The sequence below is a fragment of the Gramella sp. KN1008 genome (genome assembly GCF_004332155.1).
Classification (GTDB): domain Bacteria; phylum Bacteroidota; class Bacteroidia; order Flavobacteriales; family Flavobacteriaceae; genus Christiangramia.
In genome coordinates this window covers 228,391-245,325 of record NZ_SJDV01000002.1, presented here as the reverse complement: position 1 = coordinate 245,325, position 16,935 = coordinate 228,391, and the positions used below count along the sequence as shown (strand labels likewise).

Sequence of the window (16,935 nt, the reverse complement as noted above, 5' to 3'; positions counted from 1 at the left end):
CAATCCTGATTTATTTACTACTAAAATTTTCCGGCGACTCTCCTATGAGTTCCAGATATTTTTTATAGTTATACTGAGCTATTTTACGTCCCAGCTCTAAGCCTTCAATATTATCTGCCTGAATATGATATCCTCCCATTACTCGTGAGATCCCAGCCATTTCACCAGTTTCCGTAAATGTGGGAAACTTCAGAACCACTTCTTCATCTACATTATCGGGTTCGGTAAGAGCTCCAGGAATTCTTTTTACTTCCACGCCAAACTTATCATCCCCGGTAAATAACCTTAATGCTTCCGCACATCCGCCACTAATGGTACTATGACCGGAAACATAACTTGGAAATGGTGGGCATAGAAAATTATCGGGAGAATAAGGCCGCCATTCGCTTCCTTTCATCTGAATCATCCCAACACCGGGACCTCCCCAGCCTGTTATCATTTCATCCCCATAATATTCGTGAACAAGAGCAAAAGGTCTGGCATAATCATAAAACATTTTAGAATCCCAACAGGCAATAAAACCGTCCATAGCCACAGACTGCACATAGAAATACATTTTTATGTCTTCATCCAGTGTATGCCTGTCTCGTTTGGATACATCCTGAGAGAACTTTAACCAGTGACCGGCCTGTTGAACAGATTTAGGACCGTCTCTCATAAATTCTACCAAAGCCTTTTGTTCCGGGGTTAAATTAGCCTGTAAATCAATAACTTCTTTAACCTCCTGAGCCAGTTGTTCAGATCCCATCATAGGTGGTGGACCCGGACGAAACTGATCTGCTTTTTTAAGAAGCAAAGGTTCAACATTTTGCCAGTAAGGAGTTAAACATCCGGGATCGTATTTCTCCCCTTCATTATTAATAAAGTATTTTGGCTGCCAGCGATTGATATCCACATTTTTATCAATATCATTCACAGGCTGGTATCCTGTATAATCAAAATAAGGAACTCCGTTAGAGCCTTCTACTTCACCGTACTGGTTGGAACCATCATTCCTTCGCTGGTCAATCACCATTTTTGCCGCCAGGTTTCCAATTCCTTCTGGTGTTTCAGGATCTAAAGACTCATTGTCGGGATCCAGACCAAGTTCTACCATTTTCTTTCTGAATAAGGTACTATCAGAATAATAATATTCATTTAATGCCCTGTAAGCGGCATAACTAATCGCTATTTGTTTATTACTCAGATTTCGCTCAGCCTTGGGCCTACGATCTACTTCGGTAAGGTATACAGGGTTAGCCTTATCATCATAGCGCGTCCAGGCATCAAACATAGACGTGAAGATTAAACCTAAGAATCTGGAAGTTACAGTCGGTCTTGGTGTAAACCTGTCGGTATCATAGGCTGTTCCTTCAAGGGCCATATATGCCCACTGATAGGCTACGTTATCTTCTCCTCTCGGCTCTTCAACTTTTCCTTTATCTACTTCGCCAGAAACAGGTTCCTGTGCATGATTAGTGAGAGTAGAAAAAAATAAAAAGAAAGTGGATAAAATGAGTAATTTAAATTTCATATAGTATGGTTTTTTATCAATACTATAAGTTTACATTGGTAAAAAAATATTATTTATACGAATTGGTTATATTGGTTGACGAAATCATACTTTTATTTGATAAGCTATGAAATGTCTAATCGTAGATGATGATCCTTTAATATGTGATTTACTTACGCATTTTTGTGGTAAGGTAAGCCAGATTGAAGAGGTTTTCACAGCGTCTACAGGTTTTGAGACTATCAATCTTCTCAATAGTGGTTCTTTTGATCTCATCTTTTTGGATTTCGACCTACCCGATATAAATGGCAAGGATATTCTAAATGTTCTTAATTCTGATACAGCCGTAATCATGGTTACTTCAAACCGGGAATTTGGATCTGATTCTTACAATTATGACCAGGTAATAGATTTTTTAGTAAAACCAGTGAATTTTTCCCGTTTTTATAAGGGAGTGCAGAAAGCACAGGCATTAAAAGAAAAAGCAACCCCTCAGCAGAACAGAATCTTTGTGAAAGATGGAAATAAGCTGGTTAAAATCAATCTGGAAGAAGTTAGGTATTTAAAATCTGAAGGGAATTATATTTCGATCATTCTCCAGGATAAGAAAATCCTGACACTGATGACCCTCAAAGAACTGGAACCAAAGTTGCCCCGTTTCTTTCAGAAAGTTCATCGTTCCTACATGGTAAATTTGAATAAGATCGATTCTATTGATAGCAGTGGTTTGGAAATAGAGAATAAGCATATTCCCGTGAGCAAAAGTTATGAGAAAGAATTACTCAGGAATATCGATCTCCTAAATTGATATTGCGTTCATTCCTGAAACAGCATAAATAGAAAGCAAATAAGGATCTTATTTTTATAAGACCCTCAGAAGTTATATCTGTAACCTGATCTGGTAAATTCTCTTTAAGTTCGGTTAACTTCAGATTATGTATATGAGTAATTAACTTATGATTAATTGCTTTCCATTCTTTCTGATTCTTACCCTCATATGCCTTAAAAATGCGGTCCAGGTACATTTTAAATTCTTCCTGCAGCAATTGAAGCACTTTTTTAATCTTTTCTCTGTCATTATCATAATCTGCATAAATATTTTTAAAATCCGGTTTTAAGAACTCTTTTTCAGCGAGTATCTGATAAACATAATCTTTAAATACATCAACATTATACGGTTTATGGAAGTAAACGAACCCAGAAGATTCTCTGTTTTCCGGTTCAAGAGCAGAAGCAATAATTACAGGGCATTCAATTCTCCGTGAAGAAATCCAGGTACTTATTTCCTGTTTCAGATTCTGATTCTCAAGCATAAGGTCACTAATAACAATATCTGGTGAACTATGTTCCAGGTACTCCAGCGCAGACTTTTTATTAATAGCCCTATTAATTGTTATATTCTTATTATTTAATAAGTATTGTACGAGTTCGGCGGTAGAAATATCATCTTCAATAAGAAGAATTTGATATTTATTATTTAGTTCGGGATATATACTTTTCACTTTTTCGGTAGCCACAGCAGACAGATTACCTTCGCTGGGCTCTGCAGGAATTCTTACCTCGAATTTAGAACCTATACCTTTTTTAGATTCTGCTCTCAATTCACCATTAAAAAGATCTGATAACTGTTTAACAATAGAAAGTCCCAGTCCATATCCCCGATTACTGAACGAAGTATCTTCATTCTCTCTAAAAAACCTATCATTAATTCGTTGAATGTTCTCGTCATCAATACCAATACCTGTATCCTGTACACAAATCTGTAAATAGCTTCTTTTACCCTTAATTAATTGTTTAGCATGTAATTCTATATAACCTTCTTTAGTGTATTTGATGGCGTTTACAACAAGGTTGGTGACTATCTGGGAAAGCCGTAAAGGATCAGTATTGTATTTTATGTTTTTGATATTTTCGTCGATGATCAACTTGAATTTGAGTCCGGTTTTGGCGGCTTCAAACTGATAATTAGAATATATATCCTGAAGTAGTTTCGATATATCAACCACCTGATAGGAGATTTGAAGCTTTCCTTCTACAAGTTTCTGATGGTCCAGTACATCATACATCAATCCTGCAAGATTATTGGCGCTTTTCTCCAGGGACTCTATGATGGGAAGCTGTGAAGTTGTAGACGACTCTTTTTTTAGAATTTGAGTAAGCCCCAAAATTGTATTTAGAGGAGTTCTCATTTCGTGGCTCATATTCTGCAGAAACTCATCCCGCTGTTTCTTAGCTTTTTTTTCTTTTTTAAGAGCCTTATTTAGTTCCTGAACGTAATTATCTATACGTAATTTCATTTTATAAAAAGCAGTGGCCAGAATCCCAATTTCATCCTTTCTATTTCTAGGTAAATTTATTTTATAATCTTTTCCTTCCTTATCATAATTACTAATCGCCAGAGTGACCTGTCTGATCTTTTTCGAAAAGAAACTGGTGAATATAAGTGAGGTTATAAGTGAAAACAGGCATACGATTATGAGATTTCTTAAACTATAAGATCTAACCATTACTGCGCTTTCCATTAAAGCATCTTCCTCGATCATGGCAATAAGGTGAATCTTTCTTCTTCCATTAAAATATTCCAGTTCCTTTGTATAAGAAAGAAAAGCATTCTGGTCCCTTGTAATAGACTGGAAATCTTTCTCCCAGGAAGATAAATTGGCATTATCAATATCGAAATCTGAGAAAAAGTTACTGGAATTCCCTTTTTGAAATCCAAATTGTTCAGACTTATCGGGAGAATATAAATATTGCCCATTGTCATCAACCAGATAGAATTGTAAATTATTTCGCGCGATCTGGTCAAAGGTTGAATAAAGTTTACTCATGTCAACATTTATCACCAGAATCCCTACCACGGTATTATCCTCAAAAATGGGGCTTGCAGCTCTTAAGGTTGGCGTGTAAGGTCTACTTATGATACCATATTCCTGATTAAGATCAATTCTGGAAAAATAATACTCATCGGGGCCTAATTCGAGAGTTTTCCTAAAATACTCCCTATCCCCTTTCTTCTGAAGGCTATCAGACTCAAAGATATCCTCCTTTTCCCTGTTAAATCGAATGATCTCCCTTCCATTCTCTTCCACTCCTATCCACCTTATTTGAAAATAGGATGGCTTATTCTTTAATGTGTTAAAGAATAACTGGTTGACAGCAGCCCTTGAATCAGGGTTGGGATCTTGAACGAAGCTCTTTAAAGACGGACTATTAGCTATAACGGCTATATCACTGGAAACTTCTCCTAATAATGAATAGAATGACTGCTCTGCCAATTCGGAGGCATGTTTTATCTCATTCTTGGAATAGTCTACAATTACGCCAGAGGCTTTGTTAAAGACCAGGTAGCCTGAAAGTAAAATGGAAAATATAATAAGGCCTGTAAAGAAAAAAGCGAAACGAGTTATTATAGAATGTCTAAACTTCAATTTTATAAGGAATCTCCCGGTATAAATAGGTTAATAAAATAAAAGTAGCGGTTATGCCATTAATCAGCTAACATAATAGAAAAGAATTATTTCAATCTATCCTTTACAAATTCAATCTGCGTCTTTCCATGAGGCTTGGGATGCCCATTTGAATCCAGTGCAACCATAACGATCTTATCTATGGTAATGATGGTTTCTCTTGTCATTTTATTACGCACTTCGCATTGAAGGGTTAGAGATGCAGTACCAAATTTTACAACTTCGATCCCAATTTCAACAATATCACCCTGGTGAGCAGAACTTCTAAAATCGATCTCGCTCATATATTTAGTGACCGTTTTCGGGTTCTCAAGCTGCACTATGCTATAGAGTGCACATTCTTCATCTATCCATTCCAACAACCTGCCGCCAAATAAAGTCCCGTTAGGATTTAGATCTTCTGGTTTTATCCATTTTCGTGTGTGAAATCTCATTTTTTATTTTAAAAATAATAAGGATAATCCTGTAAATAAAAGAGCTGACGTAGAATTACCAGATTCTGAAAATGAGTCTGTAAATATGCAAATCTTAAAAATTGGAATTCATTTTTTTCGGAATATCCTAACTATAAAAACTGCTGTGCTACATTTATGATCTCATCATGATCAAAAGCGAGATCCATTCCATGTAGTTTTTCAATATTGAACCAGCGAGCTTCCGAAGCATCATCTGCCGCCGTTAATTCTTCCTCACAAAAAATACGGCTTAAAAAAGCTATGGATATAGTACGTCCTCTGGGGTCCCGACCTGGCTTGCCAAAAGCCTGTACCTGTTCCATACTTGCGACTTTTACTCCGGTTTCTTCTTTCAGCTCCCTTTTAGCAGCGGTTTCAAGATCTTCATCTTCTTCTACAAAACCTCCGGGCAAAGCCCATTGTTCCTTAAAAGGATCATTCTTTCTCTTTATAAGCAGTACTTTGAACTTATTATTTGAATTGCAAAAAACCACGCTGTCTACAGTAACTGCTATTTTTTGTTTTGCCATATTAATTTAATGTTTTAGGTATTTTTAGATCGGTATTAAACCTTTTATTGAACTTTTCAATAAAATATGCTGAAAGAAGCGGTGATGCTTCCTCTACATTCTGGTGTACAAAGAAATATACGTTTTTTAATCCTAATTTATACCATTCTTCCAGCCGTTCTAACCAGTCATCCAGTCGGCTGTAATCTGATTCATGATTCGCACCATTATAACGAATGAACGCCGAATCTGTGGTAAGCCTCATGTGCAGCAGGTCCCGCCTGCCTGCCGAATCTGTTATAATATGAGTTATTTTATATTCTTTCATCAAATCATTCAGGTCATCTGCCGCTGCTTCATTCTTATACCAGTCGGCATGCCTAAATTCTGCCGACAGTGGAATCTCTCGGGGCCAATGTTTAAAGAAGGCTTCTACCCTATCCATATTTTTAGGTCCAAAATCATCACGCAACTGTAAAAAGCACATCCCTAGTTTATCCTTTAACGGAAGTAGATTTGTCACATAATCGTCAGTTAGTCTTTCCGTATCATTAAGCCTCTTTATATGGCTAATTATTCTGGGGACCTTTGGAAAGAATTTAAAGTCCCCTTCTGCCTTTTCCTCCCATTTCTCGAATTGTTCCGAAGGAAACATCCGGTAAAAACTTGCATTTAGCTCAATAGAATTGAATTGGGTAGAATAATACTTAAGTTCGTCCTTGGTGCCCCGGGGATAAAAATTCTTTAGATCTGTCCTGTTCCATTTTGCACAGCCCACCCGAACGTCTTTAAATTCTGATTTTTTGAAATCTTTCAGTACTTCTTCGGTCTGTTTATGGGTGGATGGTAATGTAAATTCTATATCGCCAGGATGATCTACTTTTCCAAATTTCATAAATAGCAAAAATTATCTGTTACAATTCCGAACTTTTTAATACTAACTATTTAAGTTAAAAAATTTATCCTATTACAAACTTAAAAACTAAAGAAAATGAAAATCTTTAAAACATTTTTACTTTTACTCTTCATCTGTTCGGGTTTAAATGCCCAAACCGCCGATGAAATTATTCAGAATTATTTTGATAACACAGGAGGCTACGAGACCTGGGGTGACCTAGAAGGTGTTAAAATGACTGGTGTTGCAAAAACCCAGGGAATGGATATTCCAATTGAGATCTATCAGCTTGAAGACGGGAAACAGTTAATCAAAATTAATGTACAGGGACAGCAATTAACCCAGCTGGCTTTTGATGGTGAAACCGCCTGGACCACTAATTTCATGACAATGAAGCCGGAAAAAAGTGATAGTGAAACTACAGAAAATATCAAAAGACAGTCTAATGATTTTCCTTCACCATTTTATAATTATAAAGAAAAGGGTTATGAGGTTGAAATGATGGGAACGGAAACCATGGAAGGAACTGAAGTTTATAAAATAAAATTAACTCAGGAACCAGTTGTTGTGGATGGAAAGGAAGAACCTAACGTTGGCTACTACTATTTTGACAAAGAAAACAATGTGATCATTGCTTCTGAAAATGAGATTAAAATGGGACCTATGAAAGGTCAGATGAATAAATCTACCCTTAGTGAATATCAGGAAGTAGACGGTCTTTATTTCCCTTTTAGTTTAACAATGATGGGGAGTACCATAAGTATAGAAGAAATTCAGCTTAACCCTGAAATCGATGATGATATGTTTGAGTTTACTGAAGTTGAAGAGGCAAAAGAGGAAAATGAAAATAAGAACTAAGAGCTAAAATCATAAATTAATCCTTTCGGCTATCGGAAGGATTTAAAACCATTACAATGAAAAAGATTTTATTTTCTTTATTGCTTTTTTCGGTTATAACCAGTGCTCAGGAAAGCAACCCAATTATTGGAAAAGAGATATTTGGGGATATAAAAGCCCGACAAATTGGTCCGGCCGTGATGAGTGGTAGGGTCACCGATATTGAAAACCATCCCTCTAATAAGAATATTATTTATATAGGTGCTGCGGGTGGCGGTGTATGGAAATCTCAGGATGCCGGGGTGAGCTTTACTTCTATATTTGATGATCATGCCCAATCCATTGGTTCCATTGAAATAGACCCGAATAACCCGGACAATGTGATTTGGGTTGGAACCGGAGAAACCTGGACAAGGAATTCCGTTTCTATTGGTGATGGCCTTTATAAGTCAACCGATGGTGGTACCAATTGGACCAAAATGGGATTGGAAGATAGTGAGCGAATAGCTGCGATCCAGGTAAATCCGGAAAATTCTGATGAAGTATTTGTTGCTGCACTTGGTCCACTTTGGGGTGACGGTGAGCAACGAGGAATTTATAAAACTGCAGACGGAGGTAACACCTGGGAAAAGCTATTATATGTTGATGAAACTACTGGTGCCAGTGAACTGGTGATGCACCCTGAAAATCCGGATATTATGTATGCGGCTTTCTGGCAGTTTAGAAGAAGTCCCTGGAGTTTTAATTCAGGGGGGCCTAATAGTGCTCTCTACAAAACTACAGATGGAGGTGAAAACTGGGAGAAGATCCATAAAGGTTTTCCTGAAGGTGATCTTGGAAGAATAGCTGTTGCTATTGCGCCCAGCAGTCCTGAGATAGTTTATGCGGTATTGGAAACCGAGGATAAAAGTAAGAGCGGTCTTTGGAAATCTACTGATGGGGGCCAGAACTGGGAACATTTGAATAATGATTTCGGCTTAACGGTGAGGCCATTTTACTTTTCCCGAATTACTGTAGATCCCAAAAATCCAGATATCGTGGTAAAAGGTGGATTGAATGGTTCTATATCCAGAGATGGAGGGAAGACTTTCAAAAGCCTTGGGCAAATGCATAGCGATATCCATGATATCACCTTTCATAATGATGATTCTGATATTATGTACGTGGCAACAGATGGTGGCCTTTACCGAAGCTGGAATGGAGGGTCCACATTAGAAATTGTAGAAAATCTGCCTATATCCCAGTTTTATCATATAAGTGTGGATAATGAGGAACCATACAATATCTATGGAGGCCTTCAGGATAATAACTCATGGTATGGCCCATCTTCAGCCCCTGGAGGAATTAAAGCAAAAGACTGGAATCCTGTGGGTTACGGAGATGGTTTCAGAGTCTTAAAACATCCAACCAAGAATATTATATATTCTGAAATGCAGGGAGCTGATAATGTATGGCGTTACCACGTTGAAAGTAATCGCGTAAAAACCATCCAGCCTTTACCTCAGGATAGTGAAACTGAACTAAGGTTTAACTGGAATGCTCCAATTAGCATTAGTGAGCATGCCCCGGATAGATTGTATATAGGAAGCCAGTTTTTACATAAATCTGAAGATATGGGAGATAACTGGGAAATTATCTCACCAGATCTAACCACGAATGATGCATCTAAGCAAGATCAGTCAAAATCTGGCGGTTTATCTGTGGATAATTCGGGTGCTGAAAATCATACTACTATTTTTACCATCGCTGAATCACCTTTTGATGAAAATATAATCTGGGTAGGTACAGATGACGGTAATATCCAACTCACAAGGGACGGAGGGAAAAGCTGGAATAATAAGATAAAGAACCTCGAGGGAGTTCCCGCTAATAGCTGGATTTATCATATTGAAGCCAGCAGCCATGACCCCGCTACGGCTTATGTTGTAATAGAGGACCATAGTCGCGGAAATATGGAGCCTTATGTATATAAAACTTCAGATTACGGTGATAGCTGGACATCACTGGTTACCGATAATATTAAAGGTTTTGCCAGAAATGTTCAGGAAGATTTCGTTAATCCTAACCTATTGTTTTTAGGAACTGAATTTGGGTTATACATTTCAATAGATGGTGGAAAGAACTGGGCAAAATTCGAAAATAACATGCCCGCTGCCGCCGTGCATTATATGGATATTCAGAAAAGAGAAAATGATCTGGTAATGGGTACTCACGGCCGTGGTATTATAATCATTGATGATATTGAACCCCTACGGGAACTTTCTCCTGATATTTTAGAAAAAGAGGTTCACTTTTTTGAAACTGAACCTACAATAATGGTGGAAGAAAGTGGTTTCGCTTCAAGTTTTGGAACCGAAACACAATTCTCCGGACCTAATCCAAGTAAAGCTCTGAAGATTCCGTATTATTTAAAAAAGAGACACACCTTCGGCAAAATGACTATGGAAGTGCAGGATATGGATGGCAATCCCATCGCTGAACTTACTCCAGGAAAAACTAAAGGAATTAATATCGTTACATGGAATTACACATTGAACGTACCAAAGATGGCAAAAGGTAAGACGCTGGATTTTGGTGGTTTTACCGCTCCCAGGGTAAAAGCTGGAAAGTATAATGTTGTTCTTACTAAAGGTAAAGATGTCTACACTACCACTGTGGACCTTACGTATGATGACAAAGCGATGGTAACAGTAGCAGAAAGAGCTGAACAGGAAGAGTATACCATGAAACTGTATGACATGATCGAAGATCTGGCATATCTTGTATATCAGGTGGATGAGAAGATCGATCTGGCTCAGAAAATGCTGGATGACCATCCTAATTCCAAAAAAGTTACTCAAAATTATCTTTCAAAGTTAGAAGCTTTAAAGAAAGATCTTGTAATCACAACCGGTGATAACTATGTAGCTTCTGCCGATCCTGAATTAAGGGAAAAAATGGCCGAGTTATATAGTAATATTGCCAGCAACTATGGGAAGGTTGGTGTTTCCAGGAAAGCTAGTTATGATGTAATAGAATCAGAATTTAAAAAGGCTTTGGAACGATTTGACCAAATTGAGAAAAAAGAAGGTCAAAAATTCTATGAATATATAGAAGAGAATTCTATAGAAACAAAGGAGTTGCAATCTAGAGAAGAATTTCTGGAAGATTAATTCCAGAAAACATTAAGAAAAGCCATGAGATCTCATGGCTTTTTTTTATTTAAAAAATACGGTTTTCTTATTTACAAATTCCCTGATACCATCTTCTGAAAGTTCCCTGCCATAACCAGAAATTTTTGTCCCGCCAAACGGAAGTCTGGGATCACTCTTTACCAGTTCGTTTACAAAAACGGCTCCATCTTCAAACTCAGGAACAAGTTCTTCAGCAAAATCCATGTCTTCTGTAAAGATAGAAACGCCCAGCCCAAATTTGGACATGTTGACAAGGTCTATTGCCTCTTTATCGTCTTTGAATGTGGTAACTCCTATTGCCGGTCCAAAGGTCTCTTCGGTAAACATTTTCATATCAGGAGTAACTCCTGTTAAAATGGTTGGCTCTAGATAAGCGCGGTCCCTCTTACCGCCGAGAATTATCTTAGCTCCGTCTTTTACTGAATCCTGTATTTGTATTTCAAGTTCCTCAGCAAGATCTTCCCGGGCTAGAGTTCCTATGAAAGTATCCTTATCAAGAGGATCTCCACTTTTCAATTCTCTAACCTGCCTTACGAATTCTTCCATAAACTCATCGGCGATACTTTGATGGAGAATTAGTCTTTTTCCGGCAATACAACTCTGGCCGGTATTCTGGAACCTTGCCATTACACAGGTCTTTACACTTTCTTCAATATTGGCGTCCTTGAAAACTACCAGGGCATTACTTCCACCTAGTTCTAAAACCGATTTTTTAATTTCATCACTGGCTACTGATGCCACAGCTGCACCAGCCGGTTTACTACCTGTAAGTGTGACCGCTTTCACCCTGGGGTCGCGAATAATATCTTCTATTTTACTGCTTCCCAGCACAAGATTCTGAAAACAAGCATCGGGAAAACCGGCTCTTTCAAATACCTTCTGAATATTATTTGCAGATCTCATTACACTGCTGGCATGCTTTAACACACCTATATTTCCTGCCATGAGCGCTGGAGCTGCAAAACGGAAGACCTGCCAGAAAGGATAGTTCCATGGCATTATTGCTAATACAACCCCTATTGGCTCATAGCTAACATAGCTTTTAGAAGCATCAGTGTTGATGGTTTTTGAAGCTAGGTGGTTTTCGGCATTTTCAGCATAATGTTCACAAACCCAGGCACACTTTTCAATTTCCGAGATTGCCTGAGTGATGGGTTTTCCCATTTCCAGGCTGATATCCCGGGCATAGTCTTCCTTATTCTTTTTAAGTTCAGCAGCAGCATTCAGCATTAGTTCAGCTCGTTCGTTGAACGAGACCTTTCTCCATTTTTTATAACGCTTATCGGCTTTTTCAAGAGCTTCATCAATTTGAGATTTGGTAAGTTCCTTAAACTTTTCAATCACCTCACCTGTATATGGATTTTTAGATTCAATCATGATCAAATAATCTTTGCTTTTCTTTTAAATATAATAGTTTGAAGTCGGGATTCAGGGCGATTAAGACATATTTAACTTGACCAATGTTTATAACCGGTTTACAAGTATGAAAGCGGCATAGTAAATGCGAGTCTTTAAATAGTTATATTTAAGAAACATTACTTGCCATGAATCCGAGAGATATTAACCTAATGGAGCTCAGACCTGAGATTCCTTCAGCAAGGATTACAGAAAACATGAGTTCAGATGAAAGGTTTCAGAATGAAACACTTCGACCTGTAGCTAAACTTCAGGATGATTTACTGGTGGCAGCTTTTCGTAATTATATCACCAAGCACAAAAATGCCTTTTATGATCTTAACCTTGAAAAAAGGCTGCTGTACATTGAAAATGCCATTCAAAAGGACATTAAGTTCAGAAACAGTCTTAAAGGGATGATCATTGGGCAATTCACGATCCGCGAATATAAAACCTATATTCAGAATTCTTCAGCCCTCAACAAGAGGATGATGAATATTGTAAAGGAAAGATTGCAGGGAAATATTCAGCTTTTAGAACGCGACCTGGCGTACTAGAAAACCTACCAGAATTGTGATGGTAAAGCTCATAAGGGTTCCTATGAGCACATACTCAGTCTGTTTTCTTGCACCGGTTTCCGATTTATCGCTAAAACGAAGTATCGATTTTGCTGCGATAAGAAAACCTATGGCTGAAAAATTAAGAGTAAGGATAAATGTTAGTACCAGAATCCTTTCAAATATTCCAATATATCTGCCGGCGGCATCCAGGCTGTTTCGTTTCAAATCGTCTTCCACTTCATTCTGCCATCTCATAGTGGCTTTTCCTATCAGGAATCCGGCCGGAAAGATAATAACGAGGTAGCCTATGAGGATTGCCATTACAGTTTCAGAACTTATAAGCTCAGAAAGGTATGGTATGATATTCTGGAAATTTGAAGTGATCCACAGCCATGCCAGTACAATTGCAAAGAGGTGGAGAACCTGATCTGAAATAAATATTTTAAGCGTATCCCTGGAGAATTGCAGTTTCCACAGATCAGTAAAGAAATGTGTGAAGCTGATAAATAGTGCCACATACCAGTACTCTATTCTCATTAGGAAAATAAGTGTGAGTATTCCGGCAATCAAGGCATGAAGGTATAAAAACTTAGACTTTGATTTATTACGGCGTTTATGTTTTACCCATTTGGTAGGCTGGATCACAAAATCTGTGATCACGTGTGCCAGCAGTAATTGTAAAAGAATGAGTATACTATTTTCCATTTGCGAAATGTTGGTTCATTACGGTTTTATAACGAAGTAATAAGGCTTCGATTGCATCCCAGCCAGCAGCTTTCTTTCGTTGATTTACTGCCGATTGACTTATACCTAATTCCGTGGCAATTTCAGTTTCCTTAAACCCCTGTAGAAGATAATAAATTACTTCGGCTGAAGCTGTACTCCATTTATCTGATAAGGTATCGAAAAGAAAAAAGGAAGCATCAAATTCATTATTTACATCTTCCTGTGGTGTCTTTAGTTTTAACTTACGATTATCTTTTTTGATCTCATCTAAACTTCTTCCCGAAAACTGGAAAGCCTGTCCGTTTGATTCAAGAATAGAATCCCTTTTGAAATCATAAGTACCTATACCTATAGCCATTCTAAGGTCGGCTTCACGTTTAAAGGCCCTGTTGCTTTCCAGATCGTTAAGGTGTAGCCTGTTGATAGCTGTTTTAATTCGAAGAGCAAAAAGCAGGGCTTTTTCAGGTTCATAAACAATACCCTGAAAACTGTCTCCTCTATATATCCTGAATTCTGAAGTAGGTTCGGTAAGCTTTTCCAGCTTCCTGAACTCTTTATTAAGAACATTGATCACCCTTTCCAGCAACTTTGAGGAGTAACTGGTAGATGATAGAAGGTCGGCCGAAAGTACTGCAATCATATTACAAATATACAAAATAAGTTTTAAACCTTATAAAATATAATTATAAGCTTTAAAGCTTATTTTTTACTAATATAAGCTTATAGACTATTAGGGATTAGTGGTATTAAATATTTGCTAAATCTTCTTTAAGCCAGTAAAGCTTAATTAATTTTAAAGTTGTAAATGAGAATTAAGAAACATGATAGCTAACAAGGAAGAATTATTTTACAAGTGCCTGGATATTGTGAACAGGCAGATAGAAAAGTATGAAAATGAGATGGCCCAGATAAGGGAGTCCATGGAAAACAATGATGCCCATACAGATTATGATGAAGATGACTCGAAAGGTCAGTTACTGGGAGATTTTGAAAAGTATGCCGAGTACCTGGATAATTCCCGAAAAATGAAGGAAAAACTAAGCAGGATAGATCAGAAGCATTATACCGAACAGATAGATTTTGGAAGCGTTGTGGAAACTTCAGAAAATTATTATTTCATTTCGGTTGCTCTGGGTAAAATTTCACTTGACGAAGGAAGCACTGTTTTTGCTATTTCCACAGAAGCTCCAATTTATCAGGAAATGAAAGGTAAAAAAGCTGGTGACAGCTTCACTTTTAACGGCAAAGAGCAAAAAATCCTGAATGTGCATTGATTATTCAGGATACTCAATTCGCAGATGGTAAATATTTTTAAGTTTTCGCTTAAGGATCTTCTTTACCATCTGTATTTCTTTAAAAGTAATATTCGAATTTAGAAACTGCCCCTCCTCTAATTGCTTATCTATGATCTTCTCCACGAAGTTATCAATAAGAACAGAGGTTGGCTCCTTAATACTTTTACTTGCCGCTTCCACACTATCGCACATCATTAGAATAGCCGTCTCCTTGCTAAAAGGTATAGGGCCTGGATAACGAAAATCTTCAGAAGGAGCATTTTTATTGATCTCCTTCTCCTTCATATAGAAATAATATACAGTGGTGGTTCCATGATGGGTTCTTATAAAATCAATAACCCTGTCTGGCAGATTGTTCTTTTTCGCTATTTCTATTCCCTTGATCACATGTTCAATGATGATCTGAGCACTCTCACGGGGAGATAATTCATCATGTGAATTAACAGAAGTCGTTTGATTTTCGGTAAAATAAGTAGGGTTGTGCATCTTCCCTATATCATGATACAATGCTCCCACCCTGGCAAGCATTGCATTCGCCTGAATCTCATTAGCCGCAGCTTCGGCAAGATTGGCAACATTAAGACTATGATGAAAAGTTCCGGGAGCCTTTTCTGCTAGCTCTTTTAACAACTTCGAATTAGTATCTGAAAGCTCAAGAAGCGACATGTCGCTCACCATTCCAAATATCTTTTCATATACATAAATAAGAGGCTGTACAAAAAGAGTGGCAAGACCGCCAAGGATGAAAGTAAGAAAGATCTCAGGTTTCATATCGCTTATATCCCCCTCCTGGATAACGGTAAACGCGAAATAAGCAACAATATACACCAATGTGATCTGCCCAACAGAAATAAAAAGATTCGCCCTTTTATAAAGTTCACTTACCGTTAGAATTGTAACTATACCGGCGATGATCTGGAGAAACATGTATTCATAACTGTTAGGAACTATAAAGCCAAGTAGTAAGACTGTGATTACATGGGTAAATAATCCAAGCCGGGCATCAAAGAATGCTTTTAATGTAAGCGGAAGTATACATAAAGGAACTACATAAACATAATCAATATTGAAGTTCACCACAAGAGTGGTAAGCATCACCATAAAAATGATATTAAAAAATATGAAAGTAACCTTTACATTATTTTCAAAAACACTGGTTCGGTACTTCCGCATAAATAGCAGTAGCATCAGTAATGCCAGGGCAACCAGAGCACTATACCCCACTATGATCCAGTTATAATTGGACTGGCTCCATACCTGGGATTCATATTCAGATTTAAGGGAGCGCAGAATATTGTATTTATTACCCTCAACCACTTCTCCTTTCGCTATAATACGGCTCCCCTGCTCGATTATTCCGCGGGTATATGAAATGTTGTTAAGTTTACTTTCAAGTTCCTTCTGTGTGAGGTTATTGTTGAAGGTGACATTGGGTTCCACCGAATTGAAAAACACTTCCAGCAATTCTGTTTTAAAAGATGAAAAACCCGCATTGGTTATCTCATTGTTTAAAAAGCTACGTATTTCACCCTGTTTCAATATTCTCCTGTAGGCGACTTCTGAAGCTTCATTCCCTTTCAATAGATAGACCAGTTGATCAGGTTCCAGACGTTCGCTTTCCTGAAGCAGCCCAAACTCGTAGATCTTATTTATTGTTTCGGTCACAAAATCATCTATGATCGTCTCATAAACACTGAGAGTGGAATCGGGAAAAACATTCTGAACTTCCTGCAGGGCATCTTCCTTTATTCTTTCAGGCTTCTCTGTATCAAAGTTATAATAAGGAATATGTGAGCGGCTTATATCCTGTTTCTCAGCAGCTATTTCTTCGTCGGTCTTTAATATGGCAAAATCAAAAGGCGCATAGAGGTTTTCATATTGCCAGGGTTTCCCTTTGGGAATATCATATTTGAATTTGCCTCCTTTAGGAAGAAGGTAAACGATTAGAACTGAGGTAAGCACAAACAGGAAAACCTTGTAAAAAAGTGCCTGATTTTTATATAGCTTATTAATGAAATCGCTCATAGATATTCAGGTAATGCTCAAATGTAGTAAAAATAGGCCTGAATAGGCTCAGGTTATTTAATTCCTTATAAAATCACTAACTTCGCAGGACCTGAATTAATAAAAC

14 protein-coding genes are annotated in these 16,935 nt (G+C 37.6%); 5 read left to right on the top strand and 9 right to left on the bottom strand.

What is annotated here, in order from left to right:
• Window positions 1–10 precede the first annotated feature (10 nt).
• Window positions 11–1,513: a vanadium-dependent haloperoxidase gene (locus EZJ28_RS04350; protein ID WP_131395321.1), complete on the bottom strand. Its 1,503-nt coding sequence runs from the start codon at window positions 1,511–1,513 to the stop codon at window positions 11–13.
• Window positions 1,514–1,619: 106 nt separating this feature from the next.
• Here EZJ28_RS04350 and EZJ28_RS04345 point away from each other — a divergent pair, with 106 nt between their 5' ends.
• The gene (locus EZJ28_RS04345) at window positions 1,620–2,300 is read left to right on the top strand and encodes a LytTR family DNA-binding domain-containing protein (RefSeq protein ID WP_131395319.1); all 681 of its coding nucleotides are present in this window, start codon (window positions 1,620–1,622) and stop codon (window positions 2,298–2,300) included.
• On the opposite strand, the gene EZJ28_RS04340 is transcribed toward EZJ28_RS04345, so the two are convergent.
• The 4 genes from EZJ28_RS04340 to EZJ28_RS04325 all read right to left on the bottom strand — a co-directional run bounded on the left by EZJ28_RS04340 (window position 2,275) and on the right by EZJ28_RS04325 (window position 6,818).
• On the bottom strand, window positions 2,275–4,920 hold the full coding sequence (locus tag EZJ28_RS04340; protein ID WP_131395317.1) for an ATP-binding protein: 2,646 nt from the start codon (window positions 4,918–4,920) through the stop codon (window positions 2,275–2,277). The two genes, EZJ28_RS04345 and EZJ28_RS04340, sit on opposite strands and share 26 nt — an antisense overlap.
• An 86-nt stretch (window positions 4,921–5,006) precedes the next feature.
• Entirely contained in the window at window positions 5,007–5,393 is a 387-nt protein-coding gene (locus tag EZJ28_RS04335) for an acyl-CoA thioesterase (RefSeq protein WP_131395315.1), read from the bottom strand.
• A 131-nt stretch (window positions 5,394–5,524) separates the two neighbouring features.
• Entirely contained in the window at window positions 5,525–5,944 is a 420-nt protein-coding gene (locus EZJ28_RS04330; protein ID WP_131395313.1) for an NUDIX hydrolase, read from the bottom strand.
• Window position 5,945: 1 nt separating this feature from the next.
• Complete coding sequence (locus EZJ28_RS04325; protein WP_131395312.1) at window positions 5,946–6,818, bottom strand: DUF72 domain-containing protein; 873 nt, start codon at window positions 6,816–6,818, stop codon at window positions 5,946–5,948.
• A gap of 96 nt (window positions 6,819–6,914) precedes the next feature.
• Between EZJ28_RS04325 and EZJ28_RS04320 the strand changes: the two genes are divergently transcribed.
• Together EZJ28_RS04320 and EZJ28_RS04315 are read left to right on the top strand one after the other, a co-directional pair.
• Window positions 6,915–7,676 (top strand): outer membrane lipoprotein-sorting protein, encoded by a 762-nt coding sequence (locus tag EZJ28_RS04320; RefSeq protein WP_131395310.1) that lies wholly within the window; start codon window positions 6,915–6,917, stop codon window positions 7,674–7,676.
• Window positions 7,677–7,732: 56 nt separating this feature from the next.
• The gene (locus EZJ28_RS04315; RefSeq protein ID WP_131395307.1) at window positions 7,733–10,807 is read left to right on the top strand and encodes a hypothetical protein; all 3,075 of its coding nucleotides are present in this window, start codon (window positions 7,733–7,735) and stop codon (window positions 10,805–10,807) included.
• A 45-nt stretch (window positions 10,808–10,852) separates the two neighbouring features.
• Here the strand turns inward: EZJ28_RS04315 and EZJ28_RS04310 are convergent, their stop codons facing one another.
• A complete protein-coding gene (locus EZJ28_RS04310) occupies window positions 10,853–12,205 on the bottom strand; it encodes an NAD-dependent succinate-semialdehyde dehydrogenase (protein ID WP_131395305.1) in 1,353 nt (450 codons plus the stop codon).
• A gap of 167 nt (window positions 12,206–12,372) precedes the next feature.
• Between EZJ28_RS04310 and EZJ28_RS04305 the strand changes: the two genes are divergently transcribed.
• Window positions 12,373–12,780: a glyoxalase gene (locus EZJ28_RS04305; RefSeq protein WP_131395303.1), complete on the top strand. Its 408-nt coding sequence runs from the start codon at window positions 12,373–12,375 to the stop codon at window positions 12,778–12,780.
• Here the strand turns inward: EZJ28_RS04305 and EZJ28_RS04300 are convergent.
• The gene (locus tag EZJ28_RS04300; protein ID WP_131395301.1) at window positions 12,757–13,488 is read right to left on the bottom strand and encodes a DUF3307 domain-containing protein; all 732 of its coding nucleotides are present in this window, start codon (window positions 13,486–13,488) and stop codon (window positions 12,757–12,759) included. The genes EZJ28_RS04305 and EZJ28_RS04300 overlap by 24 nt on opposite strands.
• Entirely contained in the window at window positions 13,478–14,149 is a 672-nt protein-coding gene (locus EZJ28_RS04295) for a hypothetical protein (RefSeq protein WP_131395298.1), read from the bottom strand. Before EZJ28_RS04295 ends, EZJ28_RS04300 begins: the two co-directional genes overlap by 11 nt.
• A 181-nt stretch (window positions 14,150–14,330) precedes the next feature.
• Here EZJ28_RS04295 and EZJ28_RS04290 point away from each other — a divergent pair, with 181 nt between their 5' ends.
• Window positions 14,331–14,783 carry a transcription elongation factor gene (locus EZJ28_RS04290; protein WP_131395296.1) on the top strand — a complete coding sequence of 151 codons (453 nt, stop codon included), beginning with the start codon at window positions 14,331–14,333 and terminating at the stop codon, window positions 14,781–14,783.
• Here EZJ28_RS04290 and EZJ28_RS04285 read toward each other — a convergent pair whose 3' ends face one another.
• Window positions 14,784–16,829, bottom strand: coding sequence for an HD family phosphohydrolase (locus EZJ28_RS04285; protein ID WP_131395294.1), 2,046 nt, complete (start codon window positions 16,827–16,829; stop codon window positions 14,784–14,786).
• Window positions 16,830–16,935: the final 106 nt, after the last annotated feature.

What these genes read in the sequence shown, in the direction of transcription:
- EZJ28_RS04320 (WP_131395310.1), top strand. Translation starts at nt 6,915, where the DNA reads ATGAAAATCTTTAAAACATTTTTACTTTTACTCTTCATCTGTTCGGGT.
- EZJ28_RS04330 (WP_131395313.1), bottom strand. Translation starts at nt 5,944, where the DNA reads ATGGCAAAACAAAAAATAGCAGTTACTGTAGACAGCGTGGTTTTTTGC.
- EZJ28_RS04300 (WP_131395301.1), bottom strand. Translation starts at nt 13,488, where the DNA reads ATGGAAAATAGTATACTCATTCTTTTACAATTACTGCTGGCACACGTG.
- EZJ28_RS04295 (WP_131395298.1), bottom strand. Translation starts at nt 14,149, where the DNA reads ATGATTGCAGTACTTTCGGCCGACCTTCTATCATCTACCAGTTACTCC.
- EZJ28_RS04325 (WP_131395312.1), bottom strand. Translation starts at nt 6,818, where the DNA reads ATGAAATTTGGAAAAGTAGATCATCCTGGCGATATAGAATTTACATTA.
- EZJ28_RS04350 (WP_131395321.1), bottom strand. Translation starts at nt 1,513, where the DNA reads ATGAAATTTAAATTACTCATTTTATCCACTTTCTTTTTATTTTTTTCT.
- EZJ28_RS04290 (WP_131395296.1), top strand. Translation starts at nt 14,331, where the DNA reads ATGATAGCTAACAAGGAAGAATTATTTTACAAGTGCCTGGATATTGTG.
- EZJ28_RS04305 (WP_131395303.1), top strand. Translation starts at nt 12,373, where the DNA reads ATGAATCCGAGAGATATTAACCTAATGGAGCTCAGACCTGAGATTCCT.
- EZJ28_RS04335 (WP_131395315.1), bottom strand. Translation starts at nt 5,393, where the DNA reads ATGAGATTTCACACACGAAAATGGATAAAACCAGAAGATCTAAATCCT.
- EZJ28_RS04315 (WP_131395307.1), top strand. Translation starts at nt 7,733, where the DNA reads ATGAAAAAGATTTTATTTTCTTTATTGCTTTTTTCGGTTATAACCAGT.
- EZJ28_RS04345 (WP_131395319.1), top strand. Translation starts at nt 1,620, where the DNA reads ATGAAATGTCTAATCGTAGATGATGATCCTTTAATATGTGATTTACTT.
- EZJ28_RS04310 (WP_131395305.1), bottom strand. Translation starts at nt 12,205, where the DNA reads ATGATTGAATCTAAAAATCCATATACAGGTGAGGTGATTGAAAAGTTT.
- EZJ28_RS04285 (WP_131395294.1), bottom strand. Translation starts at nt 16,829, where the DNA reads ATGAGCGATTTCATTAATAAGCTATATAAAAATCAGGCACTTTTTTAC.